Annotated in this window: 19 protein-coding genes and 1 pseudogene; 11 read left to right on the top strand and 9 right to left on the bottom strand. The window is 71.7% G+C overall.

Translation table 11 applies throughout. The features are described 5' to 3' along the window. Positions 1-34: 34 nt before the first annotated feature. The 3 genes from AB0F82_RS16310 to AB0F82_RS16300 form a co-directional block, all read right to left on the bottom strand. Positions 35-442, bottom strand: coding sequence for a PPOX class F420-dependent oxidoreductase (locus AB0F82_RS16310; protein ID WP_362627827.1), 408 nt, complete (start codon positions 440-442; stop codon positions 35-37). Between the two features lie 137 nt (positions 443-579). After that, entirely contained in the window at positions 580-1065 is a 486-nt protein-coding gene (locus AB0F82_RS16305; protein ID WP_362627824.1) for a hypothetical protein, read from the bottom strand. Positions 1066-1223: 158 nt separating this feature from the next. Next, positions 1224-2165: a LysR family transcriptional regulator gene (locus AB0F82_RS16300; RefSeq protein ID WP_362627821.1), complete on the bottom strand. Its 942-nt coding sequence runs from the start codon at positions 2163-2165 to the stop codon at positions 1224-1226. Positions 2166-2253: 88 nt separating this feature from the next. On the opposite strand from AB0F82_RS16300, the gene AB0F82_RS16295 reads away from it, so the two are divergent. The 3 genes from AB0F82_RS16295 to AB0F82_RS16285 all read left to right on the top strand — a co-directional run bounded on the left by AB0F82_RS16295 (position 2254) and on the right by AB0F82_RS16285 (position 4905). Then, entirely contained in the window at positions 2254-3174 is a 921-nt protein-coding gene (locus AB0F82_RS16295; RefSeq protein ID WP_362627818.1) for a zinc-binding dehydrogenase, read from the top strand. Beyond that, positions 3171-4163: an alpha/beta hydrolase family protein gene (locus AB0F82_RS16290; RefSeq protein WP_362627816.1), complete on the top strand. Its 993-nt coding sequence runs from the start codon at positions 3171-3173 to the stop codon at positions 4161-4163. The genes AB0F82_RS16295 and AB0F82_RS16290 overlap by 4 nt, the downstream gene beginning before the upstream one ends. Positions 4164-4260: 97 nt before the next feature. Further along, entirely contained in the window at positions 4261-4905 is a 645-nt protein-coding gene (locus tag AB0F82_RS16285; protein ID WP_362627814.1) for a glyoxalase, read from the top strand. Positions 4906-4929: 24 nt separating this feature from the next. Here AB0F82_RS16285 and AB0F82_RS16280 read toward each other — a convergent pair whose 3' ends face one another. Next, on the bottom strand, positions 4930-5421 hold the full coding sequence (locus tag AB0F82_RS16280; RefSeq protein ID WP_362627811.1) for a hypothetical protein: 492 nt from the start codon (positions 5419-5421) through the stop codon (positions 4930-4932). Positions 5422-5513: 92 nt separating this feature from the next. Here AB0F82_RS16280 and AB0F82_RS16275 point away from each other — a divergent pair, with 92 nt between their 5' ends. The 4 genes from AB0F82_RS16275 to AB0F82_RS16260 all read left to right on the top strand — a co-directional run bounded on the left by AB0F82_RS16275 (position 5514) and on the right by AB0F82_RS16260 (position 8402). Further along, a complete protein-coding gene (locus tag AB0F82_RS16275; RefSeq protein ID WP_362627809.1) occupies positions 5514-5945 on the top strand; it encodes a GNAT family N-acetyltransferase in 432 nt (143 codons plus the stop codon). A gap of 446 nt (positions 5946-6391) precedes the next feature. Beyond that, on the top strand, positions 6392-6769 hold the full coding sequence (locus AB0F82_RS16270; protein ID WP_362627807.1) for an aminotransferase class III-fold pyridoxal phosphate-dependent enzyme: 378 nt from the start codon (positions 6392-6394) through the stop codon (positions 6767-6769). 482 nt (positions 6770-7251) lie between these two features. Next, positions 7252-7995 carry a hypothetical protein gene (locus AB0F82_RS16265; RefSeq protein WP_362627804.1) on the top strand — a complete coding sequence of 248 codons (744 nt, stop codon included), beginning with the start codon at positions 7252-7254 and terminating at the stop codon, positions 7993-7995. Between the two features lie 251 nt (positions 7996-8246). After that, positions 8247-8402: a hypothetical protein gene (locus tag AB0F82_RS16260; protein ID WP_362627801.1), complete on the top strand. Its 156-nt coding sequence runs from the start codon at positions 8247-8249 to the stop codon at positions 8400-8402. A 1548-nt stretch (positions 8403-9950) separates the two neighbouring features. Here the strand turns inward: AB0F82_RS16260 and AB0F82_RS16255 are convergent. The 3 genes from AB0F82_RS16255 to AB0F82_RS16245 form a co-directional block, all read right to left on the bottom strand. Continuing rightward, positions 9951-10262 carry a hypothetical protein gene (locus tag AB0F82_RS16255; protein ID WP_362627798.1) on the bottom strand — a complete coding sequence of 104 codons (312 nt, stop codon included), beginning with the start codon at positions 10260-10262 and terminating at the stop codon, positions 9951-9953. Positions 10263-11348: 1086 nt separating this feature from the next. Beyond that, positions 11349-11759 carry an ester cyclase gene (locus AB0F82_RS16250; RefSeq protein ID WP_362627795.1) on the bottom strand — a complete coding sequence of 137 codons (411 nt, stop codon included), beginning with the start codon at positions 11757-11759 and terminating at the stop codon, positions 11349-11351. Positions 11760-11870: 111 nt separating this feature from the next. Continuing rightward, positions 11871-12833, bottom strand: coding sequence for an NADP-dependent oxidoreductase (locus AB0F82_RS16245; protein ID WP_362627793.1), 963 nt, complete (start codon positions 12831-12833; stop codon positions 11871-11873). Between the two features lie 164 nt (positions 12834-12997). On the opposite strand from AB0F82_RS16245, the gene AB0F82_RS16240 reads away from it, so the two are divergent. After that, positions 12998-13507: a MarR family winged helix-turn-helix transcriptional regulator gene (locus AB0F82_RS16240; protein ID WP_362627790.1), complete on the top strand. Its 510-nt coding sequence runs from the start codon at positions 12998-13000 to the stop codon at positions 13505-13507. Between the two features lie 248 nt (positions 13508-13755). Beyond that, a pseudogene (locus AB0F82_RS16235) lies at positions 13756-13968 on the top strand (hypothetical protein); the annotation flags it as partial. 179 nt (positions 13969-14147) lie between these two features. Here the strand turns inward: AB0F82_RS16235 and AB0F82_RS16230 are convergent. Next, entirely contained in the window at positions 14148-14432 is a 285-nt protein-coding gene (locus AB0F82_RS16230; RefSeq protein WP_362627787.1) for a hypothetical protein, read from the bottom strand. Positions 14433-15023: 591 nt separating this feature from the next. Here AB0F82_RS16230 and AB0F82_RS16225 point away from each other — a divergent pair. Further along, positions 15024-15170, top strand: a complete 147-nt coding sequence (locus AB0F82_RS16225) for a hypothetical protein (protein WP_185559423.1) — start codon at positions 15024-15026, stop codon at positions 15168-15170. A 366-nt stretch (positions 15171-15536) separates the two neighbouring features. After that, entirely contained in the window at positions 15537-15779 is a 243-nt protein-coding gene (locus AB0F82_RS16220) for a DUF6332 family protein (RefSeq protein ID WP_362627784.1), read from the top strand. A gap of 49 nt (positions 15780-15828) precedes the next feature. On the opposite strand, the gene AB0F82_RS16215 is transcribed toward AB0F82_RS16220, so the two are convergent. Then, entirely contained in the window at positions 15829-17274 is a 1446-nt protein-coding gene (locus AB0F82_RS16215; protein ID WP_362627781.1) for a DUF7824 domain-containing protein, read from the bottom strand. Positions 17275-17546: the final 272 nt, after the last annotated feature.

Below are 17546 nucleotides of genomic sequence, written 5' to 3'. Positions count from 1 at the left end.
CGGCCGGTCCGGGACCTCCACGGGGCCGGCCGCGCTAGATCGAGCCGACGACCTTGCGGGGAACGACCCGTACCACTACGCGTGCGGCATCGTCGACGGAGGCGGGGTTGAAGTCGCGGTAGTCCTTGCCCGTGTACTTGCGCGAGAGTTCGTTGATCAGCTCCTGGCCGCCCTCCTCGCTCAGCTCGGCCGTGCCGCGCACTTCGGCGTAGGTGTACGGCGCGTCGTGCGGGTTGATCATCACGGTGATACGGGGGTCACGGCGCAGGTTCTGTTCCTTCCTGCGGCCCACCGTCGTGGAGATGAGCAGCTGGTCGCCGTCGCGCCTGAGCCATGTCACGGACAGTTGCGGGCTGCCGTCGGGCTGGATGGTCGCCACCGTCGCGAACACGGGGGAATCGTCGATGAGGCGCTTCAGATCATCGGAGAGTGCAGCAGACACGGGCGCAAGCCTTTCCGGAGGGACGTCCCGCACCCACGGCACGGAACCCGACACTTCTGACTCTGTGTCACCATAGCCCCCGTCGCCGCCACCCCACGTGACAACGCGGCTCACGGCGTCCGACGGCCGCCGGGCCCCTACGGGGGCTCGGGGCGGTCCTTCAGGGCCGTGCCGCAGCCGGTGCAGTAGCGGGCGTCCGCCTCGATCGCGTGGCGGTGGCACCGGGGGCACACCAGGTGGAGCGCGCAGGGCTCGGGGGCGACGGCAGGGGTGCTCCGTCCGATGCTCATTCCGCGGCGCCTGTGGTGCACGGTCAGCACGAGCAGGCCCTCGGGGCCGGCCAGTAGTGCGCGGGAGGTGCCGCGCGGCAGCAGTCCGATGAATCCGGGGGCCAGCCGGGACTTGGTGCCGTCCAGGGTGAGGGTCCCGCCGCCCGCGACGACGACCAGCATGACGTCGACCTCGGCCTCGGTGTACGCCGCCCCGCCGGTCCCGGGCAGGTGGCGCACCAGGTTCGCGTCCAGCTGCCGGTCTGCGCCCTCCAGCCGCCACAGCGCACCGCTGTCCCTCTGTGCAACCGCCGCGACCAGCCCCGCGACCGTTACGAACTCCGCCTCCCGCACAGCTTGCCTGTCCTTCGCACCCGAGCCGAACCTCACTGCACCACACCATCATGATCTCCCCCTCATGGCGAAGGCGCAGACCCACAACATTCGCGGGCTGTGACTGTCGGCCTCCGTGTGCGGTGCCGGGATCCGCCCCCGATTGCGCGTGCACGCCGTCAGCCGGTCTTCCCCGTTGCGTTCGCGGGCGGGTCCGGCAGCCAGTCGCGCGTCGGGTCGTACTCCAGCCAGCGCCTGTGCCGCGCTTCTTCCGCGCAGGCCGCGGTGAGGCTGTTCAGGCCCGGGTGTCCGTCGCCGCTGCGCCACAGCAGCGACCAGGCGTACAGCGGCGTGGGGTCCACCAGGGGTACGGAGCGCAGCCCGGCGACCTCCGGCAGGGGCACGTCCGCGGGCAGCAGCGAAAAGCGGTGCGGATCGCCGGCCACCTCGGCGAGGAAGTGGGCGAGGCCCAGATTGACGCTCGCGGCCCTGTTCCGGATCCCGAACCGCTCGGCGAACTGGTGGAGGAAGTCGAGCCGCTGCAGCGCACCGGGTGCCCACAGGACGCTGCCGCGCAACTGGTCGGGCCGGAGCTCCCCCGCGGCCGCGAGCGGATGGTCCGCGCTCAGTACGGCGTCCACCGGTTCCAGGCGGACGAGGCGGTGTACCAGTGCGGTGTGCAGGGGCGGGTGGACCCGGCCGAAGGCCGCGTCGATGTCGCCGTGCAGCAGCGCGTCCGTCACCGACGGGAGATCGCGTCCGTGCCCCAGCACCAGCTCGCCGGCTCGCCCCGCGACCTGGGCCAAGGTCCGCATCGGTGCGTAGAGGTGCCCCCAGACGTCCACGTGCAGCGGACGGTCCTTCCCGACCGCCGCGGCGACCGCGGCGTCGGCGGCGGTCACGGTCTGCCGGGCGGGTGGGAGGAAACGCGCTCCGGCCTCGGTGAGGCGCACCCCGTTGCCGTCACGCTGGAACAGCCGGGTTCCGAGCAGGGATTCAAGTCGCGAGATCCGTTTGGACAGTCCCTGTTGGGTGATGGCGAGCATCCCCGCCGCCCGGCCGAAGTGCAGTTCCTCTGCGGCGTGCACGAAGGCGCGTACCTGTGCGAGGTCGAGATCCACGGCTCCCACCATAGGTCACAACCGACGGTTGTCGGCCGTGCTGGTGCGTTGTTGGATCCCGGGATGCCGCGGGCGTTGGATTGTCGGCATGCGAAGACTGATTCCCACCGGGGAGGCGGAGCGTCCGGTCGCTTTCGCCGAGGTCCCCCAGCCCGTCCCGGAGCCCGATGAGGTCCTGGTCAAGGTCGAGGCGTTCGCGCCGAACCGGGGCGAGACGTTCCTCCTCGAAGACCCGCGGCCGGGGTGGCTGCCCGGCAAGGACGTCGCGGGGCTCGTCGTGCAGGCCGCGGCGGACGGCTCGGGTCCCGGCATCGGCGCCCGTGTCGTCGGACACCCGGCGCAGGGCGGCTGGGCCGAGTACGCCGCCGTGCCCACGCACTCGCTCGCGGCGCTCCCGGACGGCATCGACAGCGTACGGGCGGCGGCCCTGCCGCTGGCCGGGATCACCGCGCTGCGCCTGCTGCGGACGGCCGGCCCCGTGGCGGGTCTGCGGGTGCTGCTGACGGGTGCTTCGGGCGGGGTCGGCCACTACGTCACGGAGCTGGCCGTCGGGGCCGGGGCCGAGCTGACCGCGGTGACGGCCACGCCCGGGCGTGGTGAGCGGCTCGTGGAGCGGGGCGCGCACGTGGTGCACGGGGTCGCGGCGGCCGAAGGGCCGTTCGACGTCGTGCTGGAGTCCACGGGCGGGCCGGATCTGGCCCTCGCGCTCTCGAAGGTCCGGCCGGGAGGAACGCTCGTGTGGTTCGGCCAGGCGAGCCGCACGCCGGCCACCCTGGACTTCTTCCGACTGCTCGGCGGACCCGAGCGCGTCACGATCCGGCACTTCCACTACGCCGGCGCCCCGTACGGATCCGATCTCGCGGCGCTGGTGCGGCTCGTGGAGCGGGGTCGGCTGCATCCGGAGATCGGCTCGATCACCGGCTGGGCCGCGACCGCCGACACGCTGGTCGATCTGCGAGAGCGCCGCATACGCGGCAAGGCCGTCCTGCTGACGGGAGGAACACGGTGAACGTCCCCGATTTCGCCGCCGCCCAGTACACGCGCGCGCTCGGCGCGGGCCTCGACCCGCACGAGTACCGGCGCGTCACCGACGGCCTCGCCACCCTCTCCGCCTGGGGGCCGGCCTTCTTCGACACCGGGCACGCCTACCTCCGGCGGGCGGATCAGGCGGCCTCGCCGGTCTCGGCGGGCGAGTACCTGCTGATGGCGGCCCGCTGGTTCCACGCCGCCACGCTCGCGCCGTACGCGCAGGCACACCGCGCCGCCGTCGAGGCGGACCACGCCCTGGGCCGGGCGCTCGCCGCGCTGGAACCCCATGCGCGGCGGGTGAGCGGCGAGGGATTCACCGGCTGGCTGCGCGGCCCCGCCGACGCCGTCGGCACCGTGGTCGTCGTGCCCGGTCTGGACTCGGCGAAGGAGGAATTCCTCGACCTGGCGTCCGCGCTGACGGCCAGGGGACTGGCGGTGTTCACGATGGACGGCCCCGGGCAGGGCGTCCTCGCTGCCGCAACCGTCTTCAGGCCGGACTACGAGCAGATCGTGAGCCGGGTCGTCGATGCGCTCGGTGCCGCACGGGTCGGACTCGTCGGCCTCAGCCTGGGCGGCTATTTCGCGGCCCGGAGCGCCGCGCTGGAGCCGCGCGTGGCCGCGGTCGCCACCGTCAGCGGCCCCTTCCGCCTCGACTGGGAAGAACTTCCCCCGCCGGTACGGGACATCATGGCCCAGCGTGCCGGAGGCGCGCGCGCCGCCCGCGATTTCGCCCGCCACGTGGATCTCACCGCCCTGGCCTCCCGCATCACGGCCCCGCTCCTGGTCGTGGACGGGGGCCAGGACGTGATCCCCGGCGTCACCAATGCCGAACCGCTGGCCCGCCTGGCCCCGCACGGCACCTACCTGTCCGTCCCGCACGGCGATCACCTCCTCGGCAACGCACGGCCCGACTGGCTGGCCCCGCTCGCCGACCACTTCACGCACCACCTGAGGGGTGTGGAGGCGTAACGCCCGGCCGCCCGTCCGGTTGGGGAGCGCGAGACCGCCCCGGACCGGTCAGGAATGGAGAAGCCCCGGCAGCCCTCCACCCCCTAGCGTGAGGGACATGGCAACCACCACGCACACCCCGGCCCCCACGTCCCTCGCGTCCGTCACCATCGAGGTCACCGACCTCGAAGCCGCCCGCCGCTTCTACAGCGCCTTCGGCGTGGACAGGTACGTGCGCCTGCGGGCGTCCGAGTCGCACTCCTCCGGATTCCGCGGCTTCACCCTGGCCCTCACCGTGGCCGGGCCCGCAACCGTCGACGGCTTCGTCGCCGCCGCGGTGGACGCCGGCGCCACCGTGCTGAAGCCGGCCGCGAAGTCGCTGTGGGGCTACGGCGGCATCGTCCAGGCTCCCGACGGGACGATCTGGAAGATCGCGACCTCGGCGAGGAAGGACACCGGTCCCGCCACCCGCGAGATCGACGAGGTCGTCCTGCTGATCGGCGTCGAGGACGTGAAAGCCACCAAGCAGTTCTACGTCGCCCGCGGTCTGACCGTGGGCAAGAGCTTCGGCGGCAAGTACGCCGAGTTCACCGCCGCTGGGTCCAGCCCCGTCAAGCTGGCGCTGTACAAGCGCCGCGCCCTGGCCAAGGACCTCGGTGTCCCCGTCGACGGCGCCGGCTCGCACCGCATCGTCCTCGGCGGCACCCCCGACGCCTTCACCGACCCCGACGGGTTCACCTGGGAAGCCCCCGTGCAGTCCTGACCCCCGACCGCGCGGCAACGCCGATCAGGCCGCCGCGCCGGCCGCCACCACGCGCGCGTTGTCGACGTACAGGCACAACGCGCCGTCCTCGGGGCACCGCAGGCCGACCGTGACACCCCGCACCGCCCCGTCCGCCGCGAATGCCAGGGCGACCGCGACGTGGAACACGTCGTGGCCGGCGGGGCAGCGGGGCAGGTCCGACGCCTCGAAGCCCGGGCCCGGCGAGGCCGGCGGCAGCGGCGCCTCGGACGGCTCGAGCCGCCACGGATGGGCGACCGGGTGCACGTCGCCGTCCGTGACGCCGAGCGGTATGCAGCAACCCACGCAGAAGCACTCGCCCTTGGCGACCTCGAAGCCGTCCTCGTCCGCGTCGCACATCACGCACCGGGCGATCCGCGCGTCGACGCGTCCGCCCGGCGCCGTACGGGCAGCACCGCGCACCATGCGCAGGAGGTCCTCGGGCCCGGCGGACGGCTTCCCGTCCGCTGCGCACGTCCACACGGCTGCGTGATCCATGGGTGGATCCTCGCACGCCGCGTCCGTTCCATGATCATGCGGTGGGCGAAAACCAGCGGTGGGGGAGTGATCGGAACTGCTTGGATGCAGCCATGACCACTCTCCTTCCCGCTGAATACGAGATATCCGCCGACTCCGCACGGATCGACAACGCGCTGGTCCACCAGTGGCTGTCGCAGGACGCGTACTGGGCCCGCGACCGGTCCCGGGAGAAGCAGGACCGGGCCATCGCCGGCTCCCTCAACTTCGGCGTCTACGAACGGGCTTCCGGTGCGCAGGTCGGCTATGCCCGCGTGGTGACCGACCACGCCGACTTCGCCTGGCTCTGCGACGTGTACATCTCCCCGCACGTGCGCGGCAAGGGGATCGGCACCGCGCTCGTCACCGCGGTGCGCGACCACCTCGCCCCGTACGACCTGCGGCGCGTCCTGCTGGCCACCGCGGACGCGCACGCGGTCTACGCCAAGATCGGCTTCGCCCCGCTGGAGGCGCCCGAGCGGTGGATGACACTCGGCAGCCAGTGAACCACCCGGCCCCGGCCCCGCCCGTCGGTGACGGAACAGGCCGGAGTGGAGCGGAGGCCGTCGGCCTCGCGCTCCACTCGGGCCCAGAGCCGGCCCGTACCCGGTGCAGGAGGAGCGGACCGTTGCGGCCGTAACCGGTGGAGTGCGGGCCGGCCGGGGAGTGCCACCAGCCGCCCCCCGTCCGGGCCTCTTCGAAGGTGTCGCCGAAGACGAACAGCATCCGGCCGTCGGGCAGCCGGACCGGGATGCCGAGGTTCGTGGGCTCCGTCGCCGAGGCCGTCTGAGGGCCCGGTGGGGCCTCTTGCAGGAGGTGCAAACTCCTTACATCGCTGCGGCTACGGACTGGTGTACCGCGTTCTGGTGCGGTGGTCTTGGAGTTGCCGGGGTCCACCATCGCCGCGCACCTTCCACCCTCCCAGTGAGCACTCCGAAGAAGGGACTTCTCCGTGGATCGGTACTTGCGCCAACGCGAACGTCTGTTGACGTCGTCCAGGCCCCTGCCGAACTTCGAAGCCGTGGGTTCGAACGGGCCTGGCCACTGCGCCGATGGCCGCCGGATTCTCGACGGATCGAGCGGCCTTCTCCGTGTGAACGTCGGGCAGGGCAGTCCGGCGGTTCTCTCCCGCATCGGGCGGCAGTTCTCCCGCTCCTCGTTCGGTCGTGCCGCCGTCGTGCAGCCCCACATCCAGATGGAGCTGATGGACCGCCTGTGCCAAGCGGTGGACCGCCCGGAGGACTCGGTCGCGCTGATCACGTGCGGAACCCTCGGCGTGGAAGTCGCGGTGGGTCTGGCGCGGAACATCGTGCGGGCCCGCGACGGGTAGCGGCGCGGGGACATCCTGACGGCCAGCCTGTCGTACCCCGGCCACAGCATGTTCGCCCTCGGGGTTGCGGGCAACCAGTTCTGCAACCCCCGCCCGGAAGACCGCTACGGTCTTGGCCCCGCATTCCCGGCGCCCTACCCGCCGACGCACGGCCACGCGCATGAAGGGCACGGGTGTGATGCCTCGTGCGCCGGCGAGGTGGCGCGGGCGATCGACAGCCGGGGTGCGGAGAACGTCGCCGCGGTCCTGCCGCGGACGGTCCGCCGCCGCCCGTGGGAGGTGCTGCCCCACGGTGTCCGGGTCAAGGACACCCCGGGAAAGCCGGTCTACGCCGACAGCGGCTGCGGCGTCTCCTACGAAGCCGGGATCCCGCCGCTGCACCGGCTCCACGAGATGTACCACGTCAACGAGATCGAGGGCGAGCTGCTCGGCAAGGGCTTCACCTTCGTCCTCGCCCCGGCCGGGACCCGCTGCTCGCCGAGATGTTCCTCGACACCGAGGACAAGGTCAGCGAGCTGTCGGAGATGTACCGGGCGTGCTGCAACGCGGAGGTCACCCCGGCCCTGCACGCGCTCAAGCGTAGGGAGGAAGCCGGGCACATGGTCGGCCCGTTTATCACGAACAACTTCGACGGTCTGGGAGCGCGCGCCGGGTTCGAGGAGCAGTTCATGCGCCGCTACGACCAGCGGATCCCGCCGGTCACCTTCCACCCCGACGCGAAGGCCCTGGTCGTGATCGGGCTGCACGCCGACCGGCGCTGGGTGGCAAAGCGCGCCCGCGCGGCCGGACTGAAGGTGTTCTTCGTCGACCCGGAGGGATTCCCCCGTCCGGACGGCAGCTGGTTCGCCTACCCACTGGAGGCCCCGCAGACCGGTGACGTCGTCGTACGGCAGACGGCCGCCGACGCGGTCAGCGAGCTGGAGCGGCTGCTGAACCGCAACGACGGCGTGCACGTAGCGCGGTGCGCTCTGCGCCGCCGCCCGCAGGGTCACCACGGCTTCGCCGGAGCGGCCCATGCGGAGCATGGCCCGCGCCTCGTCGATCCGATAGTGGGTGATGCGCTCCCCGATCGGCATCGCCGTCACATCGATGACGACCAGGCCATGCTCGGTCGTCGACGAACGACACCGCTGCCGACGTCGGAGGAGACCGGCGCCGACTCGCTGCCGTCAGCCACACGCATCCTGGCGGAAACCACGCCCATGGGCTGCTTCCCTGGCCGGTGAAAGCCCGCAAGCGCCTGACGGATTGGACATCCGTCCCGCACCGAGGCGTTGCTGGCCCTAACGCGCGGCGTCGCGCCTCGGATTCCGGCGGTGGGCCACCGGTCGGCCTGACTGCGACTCCCCCCTCCCGGGGCGGACGACGTCACGCGCTGAGTGCCGTTGGTCTGTTCAGGCGGGCGCACATGCCGCTCCCGCCAGTACCACCGGCCGACGGGGTGGTGTGGCGGGACAGGGCGCTGGAACCGAGAGTTGTGGATCAGCAGCCGTACGAGGTGGGGCCGCAGCGCCGCGCGCTGAGGTCCTACCTGGAGACCGCCCTCGCCCGCCGCCTGGAGGTCACGGCCAAGCCGTCGGTATGGCCCGCCCCGGCGTCACCGAGCCGTGCGATGGATGGTGCCGTGTCCTAGGCTGTGGCCACATGGCTGCCCCCCGCGATCGGGGCGGCCCGCTCTGTCCGAAGTGGCCGCACTGCGCGCCATGCCCGCTCGTTCTGAACGCGCTGCGTGGATTCCGCGACCTCCTGCCCACCCTGTTCGACACCCGGAAAGCCCCCCGGCTGTGGCGGCATGCCCGGTGCGGCCACGGGCAGGCGAAGACGGTACGAACCAGCTCACATTCACATCACCACTCATCCCCACGACAAGACCATCAGAGTCGACCTGCGCCTGACCTGACCCCCACTGGCCCCGCCGACCCCACGCAGTGGCAGCTCCGGGCACTCCTGCCGCACGCTACACAGCCACGTCCCGCCAGCGGAGGACGGGGCGGCCCGGTAGTAGTGCCGCCAGAGCGCTCTGGTCACTGGGCCTCGCCCGTGCACGCGTGATCGGCACGAACTGCGCCCGCCCATAACCGCCAGCGGGCGACGCCCCACACCGAGAACGCGGCATTCGACAGCCCGCGTGAGATACCAGGGCCAGGACTGACGCCCGACGCTGACACAGCCCTTCCCCCACGGACGCCGTACCAGCCTCCTTCGCGGCTCCAGGCCAGGCACCCTGACAGCCGCATCCGCGTCCACCACGACGCGACCGTAACCACTCTACGTCCGTCCACTGGTGCCGCCTGAGGTCGGCGTCGATGACGAGGTCCACAGTGAGGTGGAAGGTGTCGAACCCTGCGAGTGGGCGGACGAGACAAGGCCGCAATCTACGCGGAGCGACTGGGGCTTGGAGAAAGCACCTCCCGGATCCGGCCGCCGCTGCGGGTGGCCTGAGGACGATACTCGGGCGACATCCACCCTGTTGAACTGCGCTAACGGGGGAATGCGCATGGAGCCGCTTGTCCGACGTGTGGAGTGTGAGGGCCGAGGCCGCCGCGCCCCCTGTGTGAGGAGATGCCCCACGTGAGTACCGCCCCAGCGCTGATACCGGCTTCCGTTGTCGATGCGGCCTTCGACGCCGCGTACGAGACACACCGCCAGTTCCGGCACGGTGCGTTCGCTGAAGCCTGTCCGACCTGCCACGTTCCTGCAGGCGAGCTCTGCCTGGCTCGGCGCAGTGTGCACGCCGCGCGCCGCCGAGCCCACCGCGCCCAAACGGAGCGCACCCGGGTTCCGCTGCTGGCGGCGCTGGTCCGATGAGGGCACTCACCGTAAGGCCCCGCTCCGGCCTGAGTGGCCAGTTGGTCGCACGTGCCGTACCGAATCGGTGAGATCAGCAAGAAGGCGGTCGTCTTGTCCGTCCACGGTCCAGCACGACCTCAGACCCCGCTACCGGCTTCGGGGAGTTCCAGGCCCCTGATCCTCCACGGGGGAACCCCTCCGCTGACCAGCTCGTGAGCCTCATTGGCGTTGCGGACGAAGATGCGTTGGAAGGCGAGCTGCGGCGAGAGGATCGCGAGGGCGGGGCACGGACGGACGACGCCGTAGAGCCCGCCGGCCGTGAACGGGCACGCCATAGGCGAAGGCCGGCACACCGGCACGGGCACCGGGGTTGCTCAGCACCACCCCGTCCTCAGCTCAGTCCTGTCGGCATCATCCGGCCTCGGCCGGCCGGGCGGGTGTAGCCGTCGATGGCCGCCTGGACGATCTGGTCGTCCAGGCCGGTCTGGTGGGGGCGGCCGCGCAGGACGTAGGAAAGGTGGCGGCGGGCCTCGGCGAGGAGGTGGTGGCGCGCGAACGCGCCGCGCATCACGTACACCACGGCGATGGTCTCGGCGGCGGCCAGGGCGATGTCGACGACCGGGCGTACCCGCGCCCATATTGCCGAAGCGCCCGCCAGGCGGGCCGTCCCGGCAACCCGAGACGGTAGGCCACGGGGAGCCATGATCGTTCTCACTGATAACCACGGTTCCATTGATCCCCGAGGCCTGAGTCGCTGCGGGGGCCGGGGACGTGGCCCGCGTCGGGTTCGAGCTGGTGATCCCACACCTTGACGGTGTTCGCGACTCGCAGAGGCGCATCCGCCGGGCCTTTGATGTGGGCGGGGGTGGGCGGGGTGATCCGCTCCTCGTGTGTGCAGTCCCCGGACGCGTGCGAGCGAGGGCTCATGCAGTGGTCCCGACGGCGTGGGCGTACCGGCCAGCGGTGGCTGTAGGACGGGGCCCGCCGGCCGGAGGATGCTGCTGCGTCATCCTCGGCGGCGGTGCGAGCCGGGCGGTGAGTGGCGTGCACGTTGATGACCCGTACGTCTGCGGTCTGCGATGCCGTCACGGGCGTCGCGTTTGCGGCCCGCCCGGGTCCGCGGGATGTCCTCGCGGTCGGTCAGGCCGCGATCCGCTCTGGGTGATCAGCTGGAAGGCGGTGTAGACAGCCTGCACCCATTCGTCGCAGGCCCTGCCCGGCCGGGCAGGTATTTGGGCCTGGGTTGGATTTCACGGGGTGTAGGCGAGTCCCGTGGGTGGCTGCGATCTGTCCGCTGCCGTGGCCTGCGTGGATTTTGACGGGGTTGCCGTCGAGGTTCTTGACCTTGAGGTGGTGCGGATCTGGGTGCAGCCGCCGAGCTGGGACTTGGTCAGCTTGAGGGTGTTGGTGGCTGCCTGGTGGTGGCGGGCGTCGCCCCCGCAGGTGGCTCCGTCCGGCATCTGCGGCTGCGCTTCGATCCAGGTCTCGGCCTGCGTGTTTTTGTAGGCGGCCCTTCCGCCGGCACAGATCCGGGAGTCGAGAGCAGGTGGTCAGGTTCGCGTCCTGGACCACGGTGATGTCCTCACCCGTCGCGGCGGGGGTGTAGGTGTAGCCGAGAGTGGTCGCCGTCGAACCGCGGGGAACATCGACGGTGCTCTGCGCCGGCGCCCACGGGTTCTCCAGGGCTTGGACCACCGCCCCGGCGGTAGTGCTCTGCAAGAGGAGGGGCGGGCCGGCAGTAAGGCTGTGACGCCCTTGGAATCCACCCGTAGCTTTCTCCGGCGCCGCGTCAGGCTGCAGCCGGGCCTGTCATCTGCTGGAGGGCGCCGAAGAAGTCCTCGACGTGCCAGGTGGTTGTGATGCGGTCGGCGGCGATGTGGTGCATCTCCATGGTCATCATCTCGATGTGCCGGCCGGTCGGGGGCACACCGAGGAATTCGCCGGTCTGACGGCCGGAGAGTCGGGCGCGGACGGCGGCGGTGTCGCCGGAGACGACCACGTCCTCGACCGTGTACCGGAGGTCCTCGAAGACACTGTGCAGCATGCGCAGAGTCTGCTTCTGGCCTTCCGGGCCGCCCGGGTTTCCAGGAACGGGCGGCTGAGGAGTCCAGTCGGGGGCGAGTGTTTCGTCGAGGAGGTCGGGGTTGTCGGTGTCGAATGCCTCGTAGAAACGGCGGGCGAGTTCTTCAGCGCGGGTCACAACGTGCTCCTTGTGCGGGCGTGGTCTTGTGCGGGGCGTAGCCTTGTGAGGGGCGTGGGCTGTCCGGCAGGCACTGTCGGCTGCGGGTCGCGTGTCGGCGAGGGGGCCGGGTCAGGCCGTGGTGATGACGAGTTTTCCGCGGACGTGGCCGCTGGTGGAGGCTGTGTAGGCCTGGTCCATGGCGGTCAGCGGATAGGTGGTCGTCTCTCCTACGCGTAGTGCGCCGGTGGAGACGAGTCGGCCCAGTTCGGCCATGTCGTCGTCGGTGGCCCGGTAGTTGAAGTTGACGGCGCGGACACCGGCCTCGGCGAGTGCGTCGGGGTCGGCGGCGAAGATGGTGCTGGCCAGACGGCCCCCCTTGCGCAGCAGCGGGGCGATCTTCTGGGCCACCACCTCGCGGTCATCGACCAGGTCCACAACCGCGTCGATGCCTTCAGGGTGCGCGGCACGGACCGCGTCCGCGACGTCAGTGGTGCGGTAGTCGACGAACTCGGTCGCGCCGAGCTGTCGGGCGTAGTCGTGGTCCTCCGCTGATGCGACCGCGATGACGCGGGCGCCGCGGGCTGCGGCCAGCTGTGTCACGTAGGAGCCGACCCCGCCGGTCGCGCCGACGAGCAGGAGTGTCTCGCCGTCCTGCAGGTCAAGCCAGCGGGTCAGGGCAAGGGCGGTTCCGCCGGTCATCGGCAGCGCCGCCGCCACCACCGGGTCCAACCCTTCGGGCCGCAGGGCCAGGGCGGCGATGTCGGGGGATGCGGTCATGTACTGGGCGTAGGAGCCGTGCGGGTGCGCGGCCGCCGTACCGGGACGGCGCATCCCGAAGACTTCCTGCCCCACCTCGAACGCAGCCCCCTGCCCGACGGCGCTGATACGGCCGGCGACATCGAAGCCGAGGGTGAGCGGGAAGGGGAACTCCGCGCCCGGGCGGGCGAAGGCGCCGCCCGCCAGCTTCCAGTCGATCGGGTTCACCGCTGCGGCGCGGACCTCGATCTGCACCTCGCCCGCGCCCGGCTCGGGCACCGGCAGGTCCCGCACGGCGGGGGTCTGACCGAAGGAGTCGATCGCGAAGGCATACATGGTGATCCTTTCCGCCGTTCACGACGGCTGCGGATACGACAGGCGACGGCCTGGGACACGCAGCCCACAAGATTCATAGACGGCTATGCTTCCTGGTATGAGGATAGGCGTCTATGGAATTATGTCAAGCACATCCGATCATCACGCGAGGACACGAGGTGGCCATGGCGGCACGCACACCGGACCAGGCGTCTCCCCCGCCCGGCCCACCGGCCCGCTCGGAGGCGGAGTCGATGGTCTGCTACACCGTGAACTACGCCGCGCGCCTCCTCGGTCAAGCCATCACCACGCGCCTGGCAGCCCTGGGCGCCTCTCCGGGCCAGCTCCCCACCCTCCTCGCCCTCTACGAGCGGGACGGGCTCACCCAGAGCGAGCTCGCCCGACACACCGGCGTCGAGCAGCCCACCATGGCCGTCAACCTCAAACGGATGGAACGCGACGGCCTGATCACCCGCCGCCCCGACCCCACCGACGCCCGCCGGGCCCTCGTCCACCTCACCGAGAAAGCCAAAGCCGTCCGCAGCGAGATCCAGGCCCTGCGCGCCGGAATCGACACCGAAGCCCTCACCGGCTTCACCCCCGAAGAGCACGCCCAACTCGGCAGGCTGCTCGACCGCCTGGTGGCCAACCTCCACACCCTCACCGGCCAACCCGGCCAACAAGCCGCCCCCTGAACCCGCCCGCCCCCGGGCACGGCAGCCCGGCCTCCGGCCGCTTGCGGGGCTGCACCACCACACCGGTGTTCCCCGGCGGCACGCCGGGGAACTGGCGGCACACGCACTGCGTGGCCGCATCTACGAGGCCCTCATGATCGAGATCGTGGACGGCACCCTGCTGCCAGGCGTCCTCATCGACGAAGAGAGCACCGCCGGGCGACTAGTGTCCCCGCGGCGCAGGTGCGAGAAGCCATGCTCACCCTGGCCTCACAACGGCTGATCGAATACACATCCAACGCTTCGGCACCGAGCGGGTGGCGGTCACGGGGATGCCGGAGACCTACCGGGCCCGGCACGCCCTGCGCGATGCCGGCCTCTCCTTCGGTAGCGCCCCGCAGGTGATCGACCGGGTCGCGAAGGCGTTCCCGCACGTCCGCGCGTGCGAAGTCCGCGATGCCCTGGCCACCCTGCCGGAGCTTGTGAAGTCCGGGTTCTGACTCATGCGCCACGACCAATGTCAGTGGCTGATGGAATGCAGATCGATGTCGCAGAAGTGCTCGCACAGGCCCGCTTCACGAGGCGCTCCGGAGCATCGGTGGTGACCGCGAGGGGCGAACCCTGCCGCCGCCAGATCGTCACCGCCACTCGTCTGCGCTGATCAGGAGACCGTCCCGTGCCGCCGTTCGTCACCGCCCTCCAGTTCCATCCCGGCGGCCCCCGTGTCACCGGATACTGGGAGACCGAGCCGCCCGCAGCCAAGGCGTGGGCCGTCTGGTTCCACCTCTACGGCCTTCCCGCCACCACCACGAAAGGCCATGGCCATCAGGGAGAGGTCGCCGACGCCGAACCGGTTCGCGGGCAGGGCGGCGGCGGTCCTATCCATGGGGCGGACGAGCAGGGCCGGGCCGCGGCCGCGGGTTTCCTTGGTCTTGGCCAGGGCCATGGTCTTGGCCTTGAGCAGGGCGAGGGCTTCCTCGGCGACGTCCGTCGGCGGCGCCGAAGACGCCGTCCAGGACCTGCGCCCGCGCCGACCTCGACATCCGCCCCACCGGCCAAGCCCCTGCCGCGGGCTGGTCGCGAGTCCGCCCGCGCCAGCAACCCCGACGCCGCCATAGAGCGCCAGGGCGGCTGGGCGGCTGGGCGGCTGGGCCAAGGGCTCCAAGGGCATGCCCGGCTACCGCGAGGCCGACGACGGCTTCAATGAGAACGCCCTGCACAGCGTCCTGTAGGGCAGGTGACGCGTCCAGGGCGGGCGTTACCACTTCTCTCGCTATGAACAGGGCGCCCGACCACAGCCACGAGCGGCCTTCGGCCATGGGCCCAGCCCGTCCAGTTCGCGCGGTGGCAGCTCAGCCGTGATGCCGCGGGCGTCGCTGCGGGCCAGCAGCCGTGCGATGACAGAGTATGAGGACCGGCAGCGCCCCGGAGCGCATTTCGGCCCGCTCCGCCGAACCGGCCTTCGACGGCGGCAGTTTCGGCAGGCCGTGTCCGGGCACACGCCGTAGCGTCACCCAGCGACCGCACAGGAGGATTCATGTCCGGGCTACTCCGCAAGATCAAGCAGTTCAGCCGCAGCCCGCAGGGGCAGCGGACGATCGCTTCGGCGCGTCGGGCGGCTTCCGATCCGCGCAAACGTGAGCAGGTCCGCGTACTGCTCGGCCGTCTTCGCGGGAAGCGTTGACGGCACCCGGGCCCGATCGGCTCGCGCCCGGTGGTCTCAGTGGCCGCCGGCGAGCGCGGTACGCAGGTGGGTGAGTCGCGAGCCGGCGCGCAGGCGCAGGTAGGCCTTGCGGTCGGCCGCCGGCCCGTCACTGGCAGAGCCGTCCGGGACGGCACCGTCCTCCTCGGCGCGACGCGAGCGGCGAGGAAGGCGGTGAGGTACGCGAGGTCGGCGGCGGTCAAGTGCACCGGCAGGCGTGCGCTGACCAAGCCGGCCTCGATCACGATGTCTCGGCCGCCTCGCGAGCACGGGGGTCCCGAAGCGAAGCACGCTGCACGGCCGGCTTACCTCGTGGACTACCGGCCGCCCCGGTGCGATTCTTCAGGCATGAAGACGAGACGACGGACCCAGGCCGAGCGGGACGCGATCCCTGTTGAGATCGGTTATGCGCTGCTGAGCGCATGTTTCCTTGGCGCCCTCGTGTTCGCGACGATCGCGGGGCCGACCGCCGTCTGGGACCTTCCGGCGGGGGTGGACGAATTCCTCCGGGTCACCGGGCTTTGGATTGCCGGACTTCTCGCGGTGGTCCGTGTGGTTCATGTCCTCCGGCAACACGGACAGCGCGGCTAGGAGGTGTCCGGCGCCGCACTCACCGGCAGCTGGGCCGCGCCAACCGCGCTCAGCTGCCGGTGAGTGCGGCGCTCAGGCGGCGGGCTTCGGTGGTCAGGGCGGAGGAGCCGCGGCGGGCTGCGGCTGCCGCCACCGCGTCGGGGACGGGGCCCGTGGCTGCGCACTGCTCGGCGCAGGAGGCGGCTACGGCCAGGATCTCGCCCGCGCCCCGTACCGAGGGCAGGAGGACCGGCAGTACCTCGGCGAGCACGGTCCACAGGGTCGCGTGCGCGCCCGCTGCCGCGGCGCAACGGGCCGCGTCGGCGAGTCGGTTGGGCTTCACCGTGCCCAGGGCCGTCATGGCGGCGAGCTCACGGCCCAGCAGCGGGGCGTCGAGATCGCCCCGGGCCGCCAGGACGAGCAGCGCCTCCACCGCCGGGCGGCGGCTCTCCGCGTACCGGCCGCCCAGTCCTGCGGCCACGGCGGCGTGCAGAGCGGGGCCCGCGGGCCCGCCCAGCCGGGCGAGGTGGGGCAGCATCCAGGAGCTGCCGTGATCGCCGGCCGTCGCCGCCAGCGTCACCTGCGGCAGCAGCCACGCCGCCTGGGTCTCGCGGTCCTCGGGCAGCACGGACGCGCGTACGGGGTGCCCGTCGTACCAGTGATAGCACTGGGTGAATCCCGCGTGCGGACGGCCCAGCCAGTGGAACGGCTCCGGGAACTCCCGCTGCAGGGCGGCACGTTCCCCACTGAGGAAGGCGACCTGCGCACTGGCGGTTCCGGCCCGCTGCCAGGCCTTGTGGGCCTGCGGATCCGGTTCGACGACGCGGCGCAGCGCCGGGGCCGGTTCGCCGTCCCGGCCGAGCCAGGCGGCGAGCCGGGCACCCTCGGCGGTACCGAGACGGGACGCCACCTCGGCGGCCGCCCCGCCCGCAGCATCGTCACGCCGTACGCGCAGCAGCGCCTGCCCGAAGTCGGCCGGACCGGGCCGTATGCCCCATCGGCGGTAGGCGGTGAGCCGTTCCACCAGTTCGGCAGCCTCCAGCGCGCCCGTGTCCCAGGTCGGCGTGGACAGCAGGAACGGCAGTGGCTCCTTGGACATGAGCCTGTGCGCGATCTCGCGCAGCCGGGCGGTGAGCACCAGCTCCAGACCGCCCTGCGCACAGTCCTCGTGCCCCCGGCCGCGGCGTACGGACTCGGGCTTGAGGCTGTATCCCGGCACCTGCCACAGCAACGAGGCCACCACGACGTTCAGGCCGCCGAGTCGTTGTGCCTCGATCTCCTCGGTGTAGCGGTGCCCCAGCGCGTCGGCGAGCGCCCGCGCGAGCGGGTGGCGGTCGCGGTGGGCATGCCGTACCAGCCCGTCGAGGGAGCGCTCGAAATCCGCCACGGTGTGCGCACGGGAGTCGAGGTGTGCCGCCGTGAGCTCGACGGTCTCGGCGAGCCCCTCGGGCGCGGGATCGAGCCGCTGCGCGGGAGGCACGGGCGGGAGGGTGTCCTCAGAGGCGGTCCAGATCATGCCGCAACGCTAGAGGAGCCCACTGACACACCCCTGCCGGGCCCCTGGGTCGACCGTGGGACCGAGGCCTTGAACGGGCTGTCGACCCAGACTCTGACGGCCCGTCACTCCCTACGCCCCGCGAGCGCCAGCCACAGGGCCCGCCCGGCCTGCACCGCGAGCGCCGACAGGCGGTGGGTGACGACGTCATGGAGGTGACCGGCCAGGGCGGTACCGCGCCGGTGGCCGAATTGCCGTCGAGCGGGCTCGGTTTGCTCACCATGCGGGAACGG

The sequence above is a fragment of the Streptomyces virginiae genome (assembly GCF_040638905.1).
Classification (GTDB): Bacteria; Actinomycetota; Actinomycetes; order Streptomycetales; family Streptomycetaceae; genus Streptomyces; species Streptomyces virginiae_B.
Note: the sequence above shows the minus strand (reverse complement) of the source record. Positions and strands in the feature narration are given on the sequence as shown.